The sequence below is a fragment of the Thauera sp. 63 genome, assembly GCF_000310165.2.
In the GTDB taxonomy this organism is placed as follows: domain Bacteria; phylum Pseudomonadota; class Gammaproteobacteria; order Burkholderiales; family Rhodocyclaceae; genus Thauera; species Thauera humireducens.
On sequence record NZ_AMXC01000008.1, the window covers coordinates 95,024 to 110,182 of the forward strand.

Here is a 15,159-nt window from a genome sequence, read left to right on the forward strand (position 1 = left end):
GCGCTCACACGCGCAGCAACCGCTCGCAGGCGGCACTCAGCGTGGCCTCGTTCTTGGCAAAGCAGAAGCGCACGATACGGTCGTCGCGGCCGTCGGCAAAGAAGGCCGACACCGGGATCGCGGCGACGCCGACCTCGCGCGTCAGGTGCTGGCAGAAGGCGGCGTCGCCGAGCGCCGAGATTCCGGTGTAGCGCGCGAGCTGGAAGTAGGTGCCGCGCGAGGGCAGCAGCTCGAAGCGTGAGCCGGCCAGCGCGTCGCGGAAGAAGTCGCGCTTGGCCTGGTAGAAGGCCGCCAGCCCGAGGTGGCGCGAGGCGTCGGTCATGTAGTCGGCGAGCGCGAGCTGCACCGGGGTGTTCACGGTAAAGACGTTGAACTGGTGAACCTTGCGGAACTCGGCCATCAGCTCGCGCGGCGCGATGATGGTGCCGACCTTCCAGCCGGTGATGTGATAGGTCTTGCCGAAGCTCGAGACCACGAAGCTGCGATCCGCCAGCTCGGGGTGGGCAGCGCAGCTGGCATGCGTGGCGCCGTCGAAGACGATGTGTTCATAGACTTCGTCCGCCACGACGACGATGCCGGTGTTGCGCGTCAGCGCGGCCAGGTGATCGAGGTCGGCCGGCGTCCAGACCGTGGCCGTGGGGTTGTGCGGGGTGTTGATCATGATCATGCGCGTGCGCGGCGTGATCGCGGCGGCCACCGCCGCCCAGTCGGGTCGGTAGTCCGGTGCGGCCAGCTGCAGGCGCACTGGCGTGCCGCCCGCGAGTTCGATCGACGGCACGTAGGCGTCGTAGACCGGCTCGAACACGATCACCTCGTCGCCCGGCCGCACGCAGGCCGTCACCGCGGTGAACAGGGCCTGCGTGGCGCCCGCGGTGATCGTGATCTCCGATTCGACGTCGTAGCGCGTGCCGTACAGTGCCTCCACCTTGGCGGCTACCGCCTCGCGCAGGGGCAGGCAGCCCGCCATCGGCGCGTACTGGTTGTGACCGGCACGCATCCAGTGTGCGACGCGCTCGAACAGCAGGTCCTCGGCGTTGAAATCGGGGAAGCCCTGCGACAGGTTGATCGCACCGCATTCGTGCGCAAGGCGCGACATCACTGTGAAGATGGTCGTGCCGACGCCGGGCAGGCGGGATGCGACCGGGGCAGGAAAGTGGGGCATGGCGTAAGCGATTGCGGAAGGATCGGGCATTGTCGCAAAGACCGCGTGGCGATGGCAGCCGGTGACGCCCTCGGCCCGATCCGCTGCCGGGGGCGCAACCCTTGCGCATGTTAGAATCCGGCCGTTCCAATCCAGCCCGCGAGTGCCTTCTCGCCCCCTGAATCGTGCGCAATCTGCTCATCCTCATCCTCGTCGTGGCCGGTATCTGGTGGGTGCAGCGTGCGATCGCCCGTGCCAAGGAGCGGGCCGCGGAAGCGGGCCGGAACGGCCGCAAGAAGGGCGGGCGTGCCGTTGCCGCGCCGGAGCGCATCAGGGAATGCGCGCACTGCGGCCTCAACGTCCCCGAGTCGGAGGGCGTGCGCGATGGCGACCGCTTCTACTGTTCAGATGCGCACCGTATCGCCGGACCCCGTGCCGACTGACGTGCGCGAGGCCACGGAGCGTTCGCGGCGCCTTTCGCTGCGCTACTTCAACCTGTTCCGGCTGCTCCTCGCCGGCCTGTTCGTCGTCGCCGGGCGTGAATTCGGCCTCGGCAACGAAGCGCCGCTCGTCTTCAACGTCATCTCCATCGGCTATCTGGCCGCGGTGCTCGCGCTCGGCTTCCCCGATGCCCAGCGCCGCTTCGGCGTCGATCGCGTCATCGCGCTGCAGGCCATCATCGACATCCTCGCGCTGTCGGCGATCATGTGGGCGAGCGGCGGCTACCGCAGCGGCATGCCGGTGCTGATGATGGTGATCCTGGCCGGGGCCGGGCTGGTCGCCGAAGGGCGCATGGTGCTGTTCTTCGCCTCGATCGCCACGCTCGCGGTGCTGGTCGAGAATGCGTGGCGGCTGGCGGTGGGCGGCCATTCGGTGGATTTCCTGCAGGTCGGAATCTTCTGCACCGGCTTCTTCGGCATCGCACTGGTCGCGCGCCTGCTTGCCCTGCGCGCGCAGAACAACGCCTCGCTGGCCGCCGAGCGCGGCGCGCTGCTGGCCAAGCAGCAGGCGGTGAATGAACGCATCATCCGCGACATGCAGGACGGCGTGATCGTCGCCAGCCAGGATGGCCGCGCGCTGCAGGCCAACCCGCAGGCTGCGGTGCTGCTGGGCTTGTGCGAGGCGGGCCCGGCGATGATCGAAGGGCGTCGCCTGACCGACATCGACGCGGCCTTCGACGAGGTGCTGCTGCGCTGCGATGCGGACGAGGGCCGGCTGCTGCGCATCGGGCCGGCCGGCCGGCTGCTGCGTTGTCGCGCGGTGTGCGGCGAGCCGGGAAGCGCCGCGGCCGGCGACACGCTGATTTACCTGACCGACTTCGAGGACATCCAGCGCCAGCTGCAGCAGATCAAGCTTGCCGCGCTCGGCCGGCTCACGGCCAGCATGGCGCACGAGATCCGTAATCCGCTTTCGGCCGTCACCCAGGCGGCGGAGCTGCTGGCCGACGAAAAGCGCGCCGCGATGCAGGGCCGCCTGGTGCGCATCATCAACGACAACGCCCTGCGCATCGAGCACATGATTCGCGATGTGCTGGCGCTCGGGCGCCGCGAACAGGCCTTGCCCGAGGCGCTGCCGCTCGCGGCGTTCGTGGCCGGGGTGATCGACGAGCGCGTGTTCCGCCACCCGGAGGAGCACAATATCGTCGACGTCGACATCGACCCGGCGCTGACCTTCGCGATCGACCGTGCCCATCTGCATCAGATCCTCGACAACCTGCTGGCCAATGCCTGCCGCCATTGTTCGGGCAAGCCCGGTGCGGTGCAGCTGCAGGCCTTGCCGCAAGCAGGCGGGCGCATCGTGCTGCACGTGCGGGACGACGGGCCGGGACTGGACGAAGCGACACGGCGACATCTTTTCGAACCCTTTTTCACGACGCATCCCAAGGGCACCGGGCTCGGGCTCTACATCGCGCGCGAACTGGCCGAGGCCAACGATGCCACGCTGGAGCTTGCGGCAGCCGGGCCGGGTGCGAACTTCATGCTCAGCGGGCGCCAAAGACCATGACCGTCAACGAACGCCGCAATCGTCCCGATTCGATCGACGTCCTCGTGGTGGACGACGAGGACGACATCCGCGAACTGATCGAGCTGTCCCTGATGCGCATGGGGCTGGGCTGCGACACGGCCGGTTCGGTGCAGGAGGCACGTGCGCTGATCGAGCGTCGTCGCTACCGCCTGTGCCTGACCGACATGCGCCTGCCGGACGGCGACGGGCTCGAACTCGTCGAGTTCATCCAGGCGCGCCAGCCGAGCACGCCGGTGGCCGTCATTACCGCGTTTGGCAGCATCGAGACCGCCATCCGCGCACTCAAGCTGGGTGCGTTCGACTTCGTGACCAAGCCGGTCGAGCTCAAGCGCCTGCGGGAGCTCGTCACCCATGCCCTCAAGCTCGAGCCTTCGGCTGCTGTCGTCGCGCCTGGCGGACGCACGCTGATCGGCAGTTCCCCCGCCTTCCTGCAGCTACGCGCGCAGGCCGAGAAGCTCGCGCGCAACCAGGCGCCGGTCTTCATCCACGGCGAATCCGGCACCGGCAAGGAGGTCATCGCGCGTCTCATCCATGGGCTCGGCGCGCGCGCCAACGGCCCCTTCGTGCCGGTGAATTGCGGTGCGATCTCGCCCGAACTCATGGAAAGCGAGTTCTTCGGCCATCGCAAGGGCAGCTTCACCGGCGCAGCGACCGACAAGGAAGGGCTGTTCCAGGCCGCGAGCGGCGGCACGCTGTTCCTGGACGAGATCGGCGAGCTGCCGCTGGCCATGCAGGTCAAGCTGCTGCGGGCGATCCAGGAGCGGGCCGTGCGGCCCGTGGGCGCACATGCGGAGGAGCCCGTGGACGTGCGCATCCTGTCCGCCTCGCACCAGGACCTTTCCCGGCTCGTGGCCGATGGCAAGTTCCGTCAGGACCTCTTCTTCCGCATCAACGTGATCACGCTGCGCATCCCGCCGCTGCGCGAGCGCGCCGAGGACATCCCTGCGCTGGCCGAGCACATCCTGGCCCGGGTCGCCGAGCGCGAAGGCGGCCCGCCGCGCCGGCTTTCCCCAGCGGCGATGACCGCACTGCAGCGCCATGATTTTCCGGGCAACGTGCGCGAGCTCGAGAACCTGCTCGAGCGCGCCTGCGCCCTGTGCGAAGGCGACGAGATCGGGCCGGACGACATCGACCTGCAGCCGGCCTGCTTTTCGTCTGCGACCGCCAGGCCCGACGCAACCGCAGCCGAGGCTGGCTCCACGGCTGGGGTGGATGCTGTCGAGCATGACGGCCACGACACCGAGGTCGAGCGCATGCGGGTGCTCAAGGCGCTGGAGGATACGCGCTGGAACCGTTCGGCGGCGGCGCGCAATCTGGGCATGACCCTGCGCCAGTTGCGCTACCGCCTGCAGAAGTGGGGCATGGAGTAGTCAGGCCAGCACGCGCACCTGGCTGCCGGTCGCCTGCCGCAGGTGCGCGGCGAAGGCCTCGCGCACTGCGTCCTCGCCATGCACCAGCCGCACTTCGGCGGGCAGGTGGCGCATGCGGGTGATGAAGCGGGTGAGGTTATCGCGGTCGGCATGGGCCGAATAACCCGACAGCGTGTGGATGCCGGCGCGGATCGCGATGCGCTCGCCGTCCAGGTCGACATGGCCGCCGCGCGGGCCGTAGGTCTGGATTGCATGGCCCGGTGTGCCGCGGGCCTGGTAGCCGACGAACAGCACGTTGTGGCGTGCATCGTTCAGCATCGCCTTCAGGTAGTTGACGACGCGCCCGCCCGTGCACATGCCGCTGGCGGCGATCACGATCGCCGGTTCCCCGCTGCGCGCGAGGCGGCGGACGTTGGCGAGATGCGCGTCGTGCGCATCGATCGCGACCAGTTGCGCGTCGTTCAGGGGTTCGCGGCCGGCGCGCGCCCTGGCCTTCGCTTCCGCATCCCAGAAGGGCTGGAGTTCGCGGTAGAGCATGGTGAAGCGGCTCGCCAGCGGTGAGTCGAGATAGATCGGAAGCCCCGCCCAGCGCGCCGCGTTGCGACCGGGCTTCTGGCGCTGGCGATGCAGGATGTCCTCGAACTCGTACAGCAGTTCCTGGGTGCGGCCGATGCTGAAGGCGGGGATGATGACCGTGCCGCCGTCTTCCAGCGCGCGCTCGACCACGGCGCGCAGGCGTTCGCGGCGCGACTTGCGGTCTTCATGCACGCGATCGCCGTAGGTGCTCTCGAGCACGACGATGTCGGCTTGCCATGGCGGTTGCGGGGCCGGCAGCAAGGGCGCATGCGGCGCGCCCAGGTCGCCCGAGAACAGCACGCGTCGGCGCGTGGGCCAGGCACTGCCAGACAGTTCGATCTCGACGTAGGCCGAACCCAGGATGTGTCCGGCGCGCTGCAGGCGGATGCGGCAGGTGGCCGTGGCGCTGCGGTAGAGCGTGTGCCACTGGCGGTAGGGCAGGGGGCGCAGGCGTGCTTCGATCATCTGCAGGTAGCGCTCCACCAGGCGCTTGTCGCGGGTTACGCTGATCTCGAATGCGTCGGCGAGCACGGTCGGCAGAAGGCGCGCCGTGGGTTCGCTGCACAGGATCGGCCCCTTGAAGCCTGCGGCCAGCAGCCAGGGCAAGCGGCCGCAATGGTCGATATGGACATGGGTCAGGATCAACGCCCCGACGTGGTCCACGGGAAAGGGAATCTCCAGCTGGTCGGGACCCGACCGGCCGTCGGGCGCCGTTTCCGCACCCTGGAACAGGCCGCAATCGACGAGCAGGCTGTTTGTGCCTTCGATGAAAAGCTGATGACACGAGCCGGTGACGCCGTGACGGGCGCCGTGGTGGAGAATGGTCGGGTTCATGACATCATTTTATATGTCATGTGAGATCGCAGGGGATCCCTGCAGATTGCCGCAACGATTTGCCGTACAAATGCTGATATTTGCTTGTATTGTTTTTCAAACGGCAAATACGTTGAAATCTCCGTTACTTGCGCCGATTTTTGGGTAATCCGGTCGAACCGTTGTCACGTCAGTGTGCAATTGTTCCTGCCGGCTGCATTTGGCGACTTCGTAGGATGTAAAGGCGGCATGTCGACGTATCATATGGCGCATTCAAAACAGGGAGCCCCGATCATGAAGATGTGTGTTTCGTCCGTGTGTGGCCGTGTCTGGCAGGTGGTGGCCTTGGGGCTGGCCGGGCTGCTGCTGTCTGGATGCGCGACCTCTTTCCCGCCCGCTCCTGCGTCGGCAGCCGATTCGGAATACAACTACGTGATCGGGCCGGGCGATAACGTCAATATCGTCGTCTGGCGCAACCCCGAGCTTTCGATGTCCGTGCCCGTGCGCCCGGACGGCAAGATCACCACGCCGCTGGTGGAGGATCTCCCTGCAATGGGCAAGGACGCCACCACGCTGGCGCGCGACATCGAGAAGGAACTGGCGAAGTTCATCCGCGACCCGGTCGTCACGGTCATCGTCACCGGTTTCGTCGGGCCTTACAGCGAGCAGATCCGGGTGGTCGGTGAAGCCGCTCAACCGCGTATCCTCCCTTACAACCAGAAGATGACCCTGCTCGACGTCATGATCGCCGTGGGCGGCATGACTGAGTTCGCCGACGGCAACAGCGCCACCATCCTGCGGACCGCTGAGGGCAACAAACAGTACAGCGTCCGCATCAAGGATCTCGTCAAGCGTGGCGACGTCTCGGCCAACGTCGAGATGCGCCCGGGCGACGTCCTGATCATCCCGCAAAGCTGGTTCTGATTCGCCAGTCCACCAACCTCCGGGGCTTCGCTCGTCCTGCGCACGTGCGCGACGGCGGGCTCCGTGTCGATTGAAGAAACTCGATGGAAGAACTCGTAACACAGATCGTCGGATACCTGCGCGGCATGTGGCGCTTCCGGTGGTGGGGGCTTGCGTTCGCCTGGGTCGTCGGGCTCTCCGCAGGCGTGGCCATCTACCTGATGCCGGACCGCTACGAGTCCACCGCCCGCATTCATGTCGATACACAGTCGGTTCTTCGTCCGCTGATGTCCGGGCTGGCGGTCCAGCCCAACATCGACCAGCAGATCGCCATGCTGAGCCGTACGCTGATCAGCCGGCCCAATGTCGAGAAGCTGATCACCATGGCGGATCTCGATCTCGACGTACGCACGCCCGAGCAGCGCGAGGCCTTGATCACCCGTCTCGCAAGGGATCTGCAGATTCGTTCGGCGGATCGCACCAACCTGTTCGCGCTCGCGTACTCCGATACGAAACCCGAGCGGGCGCAGCGTGTCGTGCAGTCGCTGGTTTCGCTGTTCGTCGAGTCCGGGCTGGGCAGCAAGCGGCAGGACTCGGACGCTGCCCGCCGCTTCATCGAGGAGCAGATCCGCAACTACGAGCAGAAGCTTGTCGAAGCCGAGAACCGGGTAAAGGAGTTCCGGCTGCGCAACATGGGACTGCTCGGCGACGGCGGACGCGACTACATCACCCAGATCGCCCAGCTCAATGCACAGCTCCAGCAGGCGCAACTCGAGCTTCGCGAGGCCGAGAACGCGCGCGACGCCATGCAGCGCCAGCTCGTCGGCGAGGAGCCGGTCCTGCTGCCGCAGACGCCACCGAATTCGGCGGTGTCCATTCCCGAGATCGACGGGCGCATCGAAGCGCTCCAGCGCAACCTCGACGGCCTCCTGCAGCGTTACACCGATCAGCATCCGGATGTGATCGGCGCCCGCCGCGTGATCGAGGATCTCGAGGCGCAGAAGCGCCAGCAGATCGAGACGATGCGGGCTGCGGGCGGGGGTTCGCAGTTCGGGGCGCTGAACTCCAACCCGGTTTTCCAGCAGATGAAGCTCGCGCTGGCCGAGTCGGAATCGCGGGTGGCGTCGATGCGCGCGCGCGTGGCGGAGTACCAGGGGCGCCTCGACCAACTGCAGGAGCTCGCCAAGCGGGTGCCCGAGATCGAGGCGGAGATGGCGCAGCTCAACCGCGACTACAACGTGAACAAGGCGAACTACGACAGTCTCGTGTCCCGACGCGAGTCAGCGGCGATTTCGGTCGAAATGAACACGCAGGGCGGGATTGCCGATTTCCGCGTGATCGATCCGCCGACGCTGCCGACCGCGCCGTCGGCGCCCAATCGTCTCCTGCTGCTGCCACTTGCGGCCCTGGCAGGCCTGGGTGCCGGTTTCGCGCTGACTTTCCTGATCAGCCAGCTCCGCCCGGCATTTGCCGACGGGCGCATGTTGCGTGAGGTCACCGGCCTTCCGGTGCTGGGGGTCGTGTCGATGCTTCAGACCGATGAGCGCAGGCGCAAGCGGCGGAGGGGGCTGCTTGCGTTCGGCGGGGGGGTTCTCGCGTATGCAGCGAGCTTTGCCGTTGCCGTCGTCGCACTCAAACTGATCCAGGGCTGAATGGAAACGCTACGATGAGCCTTATCGAAAAAGCCGCACAGCGGCTAGACCAGCTGAAGCAGGCCTCGGCCGAGCCCGAGGACGAACTGCTCGTCAAGCCCGCCGCGACTGTGCCTTCCTCCACGCCGGCAGCGCCGGCACCCGCGACGGAGGCTGCCGGTGTGCAGTCATCGGAGGTGCCGAAGGCCGACAGCCACACCTTCAGCCGTGTCGTATCCCGCGTTGCCCAGATCGATCTCGGACGGCTTCACTCGCTCGGAATGGTGACGCCCGACCGGCCGCGCAGCACCACTGCCGAAGAATACCGGGTCATCAAGCGCCCGCTGCTTCGGAACGCCACGGCCACGGGGGCCGCGAAGATTGACGACGGCAACCTGATCATGGTGACCAGCGCCCTCCCGGGCGAGGGCAAGACCTTCAACTCGGTGAACCTCGCCATCAGCATGGCCATGGAGCTGGACTACACCGTCCTCCTCGTGGATGCGGACGTCTCGCGGCCTTCCGTCCTCCGGCAACTCGGCCTGCCGCCCGAGAAGGGACTGATGGACGTGCTTGCCGGTGACGTCACCGACCTCAGCGATGTCCTGCTTCGGACCAACATCGAGAAGCTCTCGATCCTGCCTGCCGGCATGCCGCACCAGCGTGCGACCGAACTGCTCGCCTCCGAGGCGATGACGCGCCTGCTCGAGCAGATGGCGACGCGTTATCCCGACCGCATCATCATCTTCGATTCGCCGCCGCTGCTGGTCACGACCGAGTCCCGTGTCCTTGCCACCCACATGGGGCAGATCGTGATGGTCGTGGAAGCCGAGCGCACCACGCACGCAACGATCAGGCAGGCACTGGCAACGATCGAGAGTTGCCCGATCAAATTGATGGTGCTCAACAAGTCGCGCGAGCGCAGTCCCGGCTCCTACTATGGCTATGGTTACTCTTATGGCGATACTCCGCGGGAACAGGCAGCCTGAAGTGCGCGCACGCATGCAGGCCATGCCGCCGTTGCTGTCGGTGCTGACGCTCGCTGTCGTGGCCGCCGCACCTGCGTTCGCGCAGACGGTGACCGTGACGCCGACGCTCAATACGCGGCTCACGTGGACCGACAACGTCGACACCGATGGCGAAGATCCCAGGCAGGACTGGATTGCGGAGGTCTCTCCCGGCGTGTCGGTGTCGCGCGCTTCGGGCCGGTTTCGCGGCTACCTGGATGCGAGCCTGCGTAACCTCGTTCACGCCCGTGAAACCGACCAGAACGAAACCTTTCTCGCGTTTCAGGGCAACGGCGAGTTCGAGGCCATCGAAGACGCGGTGTTCATCGCGGCGTCGGGCTCGATCAGCCGCAACAGTACCTCCTCGTTCGGTCGTCGCTATAGCGGCGATGAGCTGAGTGCCAGCGAGGACAACGAGACGCGCGTATGGTCCATTGCACCGCGCTACGAGTTCAGGTTCGGCGATGCGGGGGCGGGGCGGCTCGGCTATGAGTCGCGCTGGCTGCAGGGTGGAAGTGCGAGCATCGGCGACCAGCACCAGAAGCGCTGGACCCTCGGCCTGTCCGATCCGGGTGCGTTCAGGCTCTTCGGCTGGGGTGTCGATTACGTCCGCACCGACAACAGCTACGACGACGACCAGGGGCGCGACGTGACGCAGGACGTCGGTCGTGCCACCTTGTTCGTCAATATCGACCCCCAGTTCCGAGTGCGCGCGATCGGGGGATACGAGTCGAATGATTACGCGGTCGCCGACGGCGAAGAGGGTGCGATCTGGGGGATGGGGTTCGACTGGTACCCAACCGAGCGGACCAACATCTCGGTCACGGGCGAGGATCGGATCTTCGGCACCGGTTACGACGTCCAGGTCCGCCATCGCATGGCGCGCTCCGTCTGGAATGTTTCCATCAGCCGCGACATCACCTCTTCGCTCGATGAGCTGGCGGGTGGGTTCGTCCTTGACCCGGTTTTCCAGCTTTTCTATCAGCTGACCGACCCGGCGTTGCCGGAAGCCGAGAGGGTTCGCATCGCACGCTCGGCCTACGAGCGGGCCGGAGGTGTGGGTATTCGCACCAACGCCTATTTCGTCCAGCGCTCGGCGCGCGCGGGCGTGACGTTCACCGGTGCCCGCAACACCCTGTCGGTTTCCCTCAATCAGACCGAGCGCCAGCGCCTGAATACCTTCTCGGGTTTCCTGCTGACCGACGACTTCAGCGAGTTCGACTACATCAAGACACGCTCGGCCTCTGTCTCGCTGACGCACAAGCTCTCGGGCCTCGCGACGCTGAACGGCGCGCTCACGCGCTCCAGGTCAGAAGGGCAGGGTGACAGCAACCGCGAAATTGATCGCTCCATCTACACCCTGGGTGTGACGCGCAAACTTGGCCCCGACACCACCGGTGGTCTCAGCTACCGACACCAGAAGGCCGAGGGAAGCGACGACTACACCGAGAACGCCGTCACCGCCACGCTGGGCATGCGTTTCTGACCGGACACCCGATGTACGAATCCTTCTTCAAGTTCAAGGGCAAGCCCTTCCAGCTCAACCCCGATCCGTCCTTCTTCTACGGTAGCCGCGGGCACAAGCGCGCGATGGCGTATCTGGAGTACGGCCTGCACCAGAGCGAGGGCTTCATCGTCATCACCGGCGAGATCGGTGCGGGCAAGACCACGATCGTGCGCAGCCTGCTCGAGCACCTCGACCCCGCAAAGGTCGTGGCAGCCAACCTGGTCAGTACCCAGATCGACGCCAGCGACATGTTGCGCATGGTTGCCGCCGCATTCGGCGTGCCGAGTCGGACGCTGGACAAGGCCGGCCTGCTGCTGGCGCTGGAGACCTTCCTGGTGTCCGTTGCCGCCTCCGGCAAGCGTGCGCTGCTGATCGTCGACGAGGCGCAGAACCTCACCCCGGCGGCGGTCGAGGAGTTGCGCATGCTGTCGAATTTCCAGCTCGAGGACCACGCGCTGCTGCAGAGCTTCCTGGTCGGGCAGCCCGAGTTCCGCGACATCATGCAGAGCGGCGAGATGCAGCAACTGCGCCAGCGGGTGATCGCGTCCTACCACCTCGGGCCGCTCGATTCGCAGGAGACGCGTGGCTACATCGAGCACCGGCTCGGCCACGTCGGCTGGAACAACGACCCCGCCTTCGAGCCCGGCGCCTACACCGCCATCTACGGCTACACCGGCGGCATCCCCCGCAAGATCAACACCCTGTGCGATCGTCTGCTGCTGGGTGCCTACCTGTCCGAACGGCATACGATCGGCGAAGCCGACGTGCGCGAAGTCATCGAAGAGCTCAAGGAAGAGTTCGCGGCGGCGGGTGCACGTGCAGTGCATACCGCGGGCGCGCCACACCATCCGCAGGGCCTGGCGTTCGATCAACTGGCGCTGGAGCGCCTGCAGGTCGCGCCCGAGCTGGCGGATCAGGTTGCGGGCATGGCGGCCGGGTTCGACATGCAGCGCATCGAGGCCCGCCTGGCCGGCCTCGAGCATTCCGTCTCGGCCACCTTGAATGTCCTCAACCAGTTGCTGCAGGCCGTGCGTCGCGATGCGCCTGCCAGCGAGAAGACGCAATGAGCCTCTCGACGTTGACCGCCCCGCCGTTTTCCATCGCTCCGTCCGCCGCGCCGGTCATCTGCATCGTCGGTGCGCGCCCCAACTACATGAAGGTGGCGCCGATCATCAAGGCCTTCGCGGCCCACAATCCGCCGATTCCGACGCTGCTGGTGCACACCGGGCAGCACTACGATCCGGCGATGAAGGACCGCTTGTTCGCGGACCTCGACCTGCCTGAGCCCGACGTCAACCTGGCGGTCGGCTCCGGCTCGCACGCGGTGCAGACGGCCGAGGTCATGAAGCGCTTCGAGCCCGTCATCGACCAGCATGGCGCCCGTGCGGTGCTGGTGGTGGGTGACGTGAATTCCACGCTGGCCTGCGCGCTGGTCGCCAGCAAGCGCCACATTCCGGTGGTGCATGTCGAGTCCGGCCTGCGCAGCTACGACCGCCGCATGCCCGAGGAAATCAACCGCATCCTCACCGACCAGCTGTCGGACGTGCTGTACACCACCGAGCGCAGCGCACACGACAACCTGGCGCGCGAAGGCATTCCTGACGAGCGGGCGGTCTTCGTCGGCAACGTCATGATCGACAGCCTGCGCGCCAGCCTGCCCAAGGCCGTGCCGGCCGCCGAGCTGCTCGCCGCCGCAGGCCTGGATGCCCGCCGCATCGCGAGCGGCTACGGGGTCGTCACGCTGCACCGGCCGTCCAATGTGGACAGTGCCGACACGCTCGGTCCGATCATCGACGCCCTGCGCGAAGTCAGCCAGGCGCTGCCGCTGATCGTCGCCCTGCATCCGCGCACCCGCAACAACCTCGAGCGCTTCGGCATGCTCGATCGACTCGACGGCGATGGCTTCCTGATCCTTCCGCCGCAGGGCTATCTCGAGATGCTCGGCCTGATGTCGGGCGCGCGCCTGGTGCTCACCGACTCGGGCGGCATCCAGGAAGAGACCACGGCGCTGGGCGTGCCCTGCGTCACCATCCGCGAGAACACCGAGCGCCCGATCACGGTGGAGCAGGGCACCAACACGCTGGTGGGGATCGCGCCCGAGGCCATCGTGGCGGCGGCGCGCACGATCCTGGCCACCGGTGGCAAGGCCGGTCGCATTCCCGAATACTGGGACGGCCATACCGCCGAACGGATCGCGGCCCACCTGTACGACTGGCTGGACGCACAGGCCAGTGCCGAACCCCAGGCCGCAAGGGTGTGACCATGAGCAGCAGCCGCATCACCAATGCCTTCACCTGCGATGTCGAGGACTACTTCCAGGTCTCCGCGCTGGCGCCGCACTTTCCGCGCGAAGGCTGGGACGCCGTGCCCTGCCGGGTCGAGCGCAACGTCGACCGCATCCTCGCGCTGCTCGATGGCCACGGTGCCCGCGGCACCTTCTTCACGCTGGGCTGGATCGCCGAGCGCTTCCCGCAACTCATCCGCCGCATCGCCGACAACGGTCACGAGGTCGCCAGCCATGGTTACGGTCACGAACGCGCCAGCGCCATGACGCCCGAGGCCTTCACCGCCGACATCCGGCTGGCCAAGGCCGTGCTCGAGGACATCACCGGGCAGGGCGTCAGCGGCTATCGGGCGCCGAGTTTTTCCATCGGTACCAACAACCTGTGGGCGCACGACTGCATCGCCGAAGCCGGCTACGCCTACAGTTCGAGCGTCTATCCGGTCAAGCACGACCACTACGGCATTCCCGACGCACCGCGCTTTCCGTGGCGCCTCGAGAACGGGCTGATGGAAGTGCCCGTCACCACGCTGCGCGCCTTTGGCCGCAACTGGCCGGCCGGCGGCGGAGGCTTCTTCCGGCTGCTGCCCTACACGGTGTCGCGCTGGCAGATCGCCCGCGTGAATGCGGCGGACAAGCGCCCAGCGATCTTCTACTTCCATCCATGGGAGATCGATCCCGGGCAGCCCCGCGTGCGTGAGGCCACGGCCAAGACCCGCTTCCGTCACTACATCAACCTCGAGCGTACCGAATCCCGCCTCGACCGCCTGCTGTCCGACTTTGCCTGGGGGCGCGCGGACGACGTCTTCCGCGACGCGGCCTGAACACGACCTGAGTTCGCCCTGAGGACGCCATGGACAGACTGCCGATCAAGGTCCGCACACTCACGCCCGCCGATGTCCCGCGCTGGGACGCCTTCGTGCGCGCCTGCCCGCAGGCGACCTTCTTCCACCTGTCGGCCTGGCAGGGCATCGTCGAGGACGTGCTGCGGCACCGCTGCTTCTTCCTGTTCGCCGAGCGCGCGGGCGAGATCATCGCCGTGCTGCCGCTGGCCGAGGTCAGGAGCCGGCTCTTCGGCCATGCGCTGACCTCGCTGCCGTTCTGCGTCTATGGCGGCGTTGCCGCGGCGGACGATGCCGGACCCGAGGCCGTGTCCGCGCTGGAGGCCGAGGCCGACGCGCTCGCCCGCAAGCTGGGCGTTCAGCACCTCGAGTACCGCAACCTGCAGGTCCGCCACGAAGACTGGCCGCGGCAGGACCTCTACGTCACCTTCCGCAAGGCCATCCTGCCCGAGGTCGAGGACAACATGCTCGCCATCCCGCGCAAGCAGCGAGCGATGGTGCGCAAGGGCATCAAGAACGCGCTCGTCAGCGAGATCGACGCCAACGTCGACCGCTTCTTCGCGCTCTACGCCGACAACGTGCGGCGCCACGGCACGCCGGCGCTATCGAAGAAGTTCTTCCAGCGCCTCAAGGACAGCTTCGGTGAGGCCTGCGAGGTGCTCACCGTCACCGACCCCGTGGGCAAGCCGCTGTCCAGCGTGCTCAGCTTCTACTTCCGCGACGAGGTGTTGCCGTACTACGCCGGCGACGACCTGGCCGCGCGCGACCTGGCCGCCAATGACTTCAAGTACTGGGAGCTGATGCGCCGCGCCTGTGAACGTGGCTGCAAGGTCTTCGACTACGGCCGCAGCAAGGTCGGCACCGGTCCCTACAGCTTCAAGAAAAACTGGGGCTTCGAGCCGCAGCCGCTGTCCTACGAATACCGCCTGTACAAGCGCGACAGCGTGCCGCAGAACAACCCGATGAACCCGAAGTACCGCGCCTTCATCGCGCTGTGGAAGCGCTTGCCACTGGGCGTGGCGAACGCGATCGGGCCGCACATCGTGCGCAACCTGGGGTAGGG

13 protein-coding genes are annotated in these 15,159 nt (G+C 66.8%); 11 read left to right on the forward strand and 2 right to left on the reverse strand.

Annotated elements, in window-relative coordinates; translation table 11 throughout:
• Positions 1-4: 4 nt before the first annotated feature.
• Positions 5-1,162, reverse strand: coding sequence for a pyridoxal phosphate-dependent aminotransferase (locus C664_RS09375; RefSeq protein ID WP_004258368.1), 1,158 nt, complete (start codon positions 1,160-1,162; stop codon positions 5-7).
• Between the two features lie 164 nt (positions 1,163-1,326).
• Between C664_RS09375 and C664_RS09380 the strand changes: the two genes are divergently transcribed.
• Genes C664_RS09380 through C664_RS09390 form a run of 3 tightly spaced genes read left to right on the forward strand, consistent with a single transcriptional unit; the run spans position 1,327 to position 4,536 of the window.
• A complete protein-coding gene (locus C664_RS09380) occupies positions 1,327-1,584 on the forward strand; it encodes a PP0621 family protein (RefSeq protein WP_004258371.1) in 258 nt (85 codons plus the stop codon).
• Positions 1,550-3,145, forward strand: coding sequence for a sensor histidine kinase (locus C664_RS09385; RefSeq protein ID WP_004258375.1), 1,596 nt, complete (start codon positions 1,550-1,552; stop codon positions 3,143-3,145). The genes C664_RS09380 and C664_RS09385 overlap by 35 nt, the downstream gene beginning before the upstream one ends.
• A complete protein-coding gene (locus C664_RS09390) occupies positions 3,142-4,536 on the forward strand; it encodes a sigma-54-dependent transcriptional regulator (RefSeq protein WP_004258379.1) in 1,395 nt (464 codons plus the stop codon). The genes C664_RS09385 and C664_RS09390 overlap by 4 nt, the downstream gene beginning before the upstream one ends.
• On the opposite strand, the gene C664_RS09395 is transcribed toward C664_RS09390, so the two are convergent.
• Entirely contained in the window at positions 4,537-5,946 is a 1,410-nt protein-coding gene (locus C664_RS09395) for an MBL fold metallo-hydrolase RNA specificity domain-containing protein (RefSeq protein ID WP_004258384.1), read from the reverse strand.
• 273 nt (positions 5,947-6,219) lie between these two features.
• Here C664_RS09395 and C664_RS09400 point away from each other — a divergent pair, with 273 nt between their 5' ends.
• The 8 genes from C664_RS09400 to C664_RS09435 all read left to right on the forward strand — a co-directional run bounded on the left by C664_RS09400 (position 6,220) and on the right by C664_RS09435 (position 15,157).
• Entirely contained in the window at positions 6,220-6,849 is a 630-nt protein-coding gene (locus tag C664_RS09400) for an XrtA/PEP-CTERM system exopolysaccharide export protein (RefSeq protein WP_004258387.1), read from the forward strand.
• A gap of 83 nt (positions 6,850-6,932) precedes the next feature.
• On the forward strand, positions 6,933-8,480 hold the full coding sequence (locus tag C664_RS09405) for an XrtA system polysaccharide chain length determinant (RefSeq protein ID WP_004258392.1): 1,548 nt from the start codon (positions 6,933-6,935) through the stop codon (positions 8,478-8,480).
• Between the two features lie 14 nt (positions 8,481-8,494).
• The gene (locus C664_RS09410) at positions 8,495-9,448 is read left to right on the forward strand and encodes an XrtA-associated tyrosine autokinase (protein ID WP_004258394.1); all 954 of its coding nucleotides are present in this window, start codon (positions 8,495-8,497) and stop codon (positions 9,446-9,448) included.
• Between the two features lies 1 nt (position 9,449).
• Positions 9,450-10,952, forward strand: a complete 1,503-nt coding sequence (locus C664_RS09415; protein WP_038011375.1) for a TIGR03016 family PEP-CTERM system-associated outer membrane protein — start codon at positions 9,450-9,452, stop codon at positions 10,950-10,952.
• Positions 10,953-10,963: 11 nt separating this feature from the next.
• Complete coding sequence (locus C664_RS09420) at positions 10,964-12,040, forward strand: XrtA/PEP-CTERM system-associated ATPase (RefSeq protein ID WP_004258401.1); 1,077 nt, start codon at positions 10,964-10,966, stop codon at positions 12,038-12,040.
• Positions 12,037-13,233, forward strand: a complete 1,197-nt coding sequence (gene wecB / locus C664_RS09425; protein ID WP_004258404.1) for a non-hydrolyzing UDP-N-acetylglucosamine 2-epimerase — start codon at positions 12,037-12,039, stop codon at positions 13,231-13,233. Before C664_RS09420 ends, wecB begins: the two co-directional genes overlap by 4 nt.
• A 2-nt stretch (positions 13,234-13,235) precedes the next feature.
• Complete coding sequence (locus tag C664_RS09430) at positions 13,236-14,078, forward strand: XrtA system polysaccharide deacetylase (protein ID WP_004258407.1); 843 nt, start codon at positions 13,236-13,238, stop codon at positions 14,076-14,078.
• A 29-nt stretch (positions 14,079-14,107) separates the two neighbouring features.
• Entirely contained in the window at positions 14,108-15,157 is a 1,050-nt protein-coding gene (locus C664_RS09435) for a FemAB family XrtA/PEP-CTERM system-associated protein (RefSeq protein ID WP_004258410.1), read from the forward strand.
• Positions 15,158-15,159: the final 2 nt, after the last annotated feature.

Excerpts from the sequence above, each read along its gene's own strand:
- C664_RS09400 (WP_004258387.1), top strand. The coding sequence starts at position 6,220 with ATGAAGATGTGTGTTTCGTCCGTGTGTGGCCGTGTCTGGCAGGTGGTG.
- C664_RS09405 (WP_004258392.1), top strand. The coding sequence starts at position 6,933 with ATGGAAGAACTCGTAACACAGATCGTCGGATACCTGCGCGGCATGTGG.
- wecB (WP_004258404.1), top strand. The coding sequence starts at position 12,037 with ATGAGCCTCTCGACGTTGACCGCCCCGCCGTTTTCCATCGCTCCGTCC.
- C664_RS09435 (WP_004258410.1), top strand. The coding sequence starts at position 14,108 with ATGGACAGACTGCCGATCAAGGTCCGCACACTCACGCCCGCCGATGTC.
- C664_RS09390 (WP_004258379.1), top strand. The coding sequence starts at position 3,142 with ATGACCGTCAACGAACGCCGCAATCGTCCCGATTCGATCGACGTCCTC.
- C664_RS09395 (WP_004258384.1), bottom strand. The coding sequence starts at position 5,946 with ATGAACCCGACCATTCTCCACCACGGCGCCCGTCACGGCGTCACCGGC.
- C664_RS09375 (WP_004258368.1), bottom strand. The coding sequence starts at position 1,162 with ATGCCCCACTTTCCTGCCCCGGTCGCATCCCGCCTGCCCGGCGTCGGC.
- C664_RS09420 (WP_004258401.1), top strand. The coding sequence starts at position 10,964 with ATGTACGAATCCTTCTTCAAGTTCAAGGGCAAGCCCTTCCAGCTCAAC.
- C664_RS09430 (WP_004258407.1), top strand. The coding sequence starts at position 13,236 with ATGAGCAGCAGCCGCATCACCAATGCCTTCACCTGCGATGTCGAGGAC.
- C664_RS09410 (WP_004258394.1), top strand. The coding sequence starts at position 8,495 with ATGAGCCTTATCGAAAAAGCCGCACAGCGGCTAGACCAGCTGAAGCAG.
- C664_RS09385 (WP_004258375.1), top strand. The coding sequence starts at position 1,550 with ATGCGCACCGTATCGCCGGACCCCGTGCCGACTGACGTGCGCGAGGCC.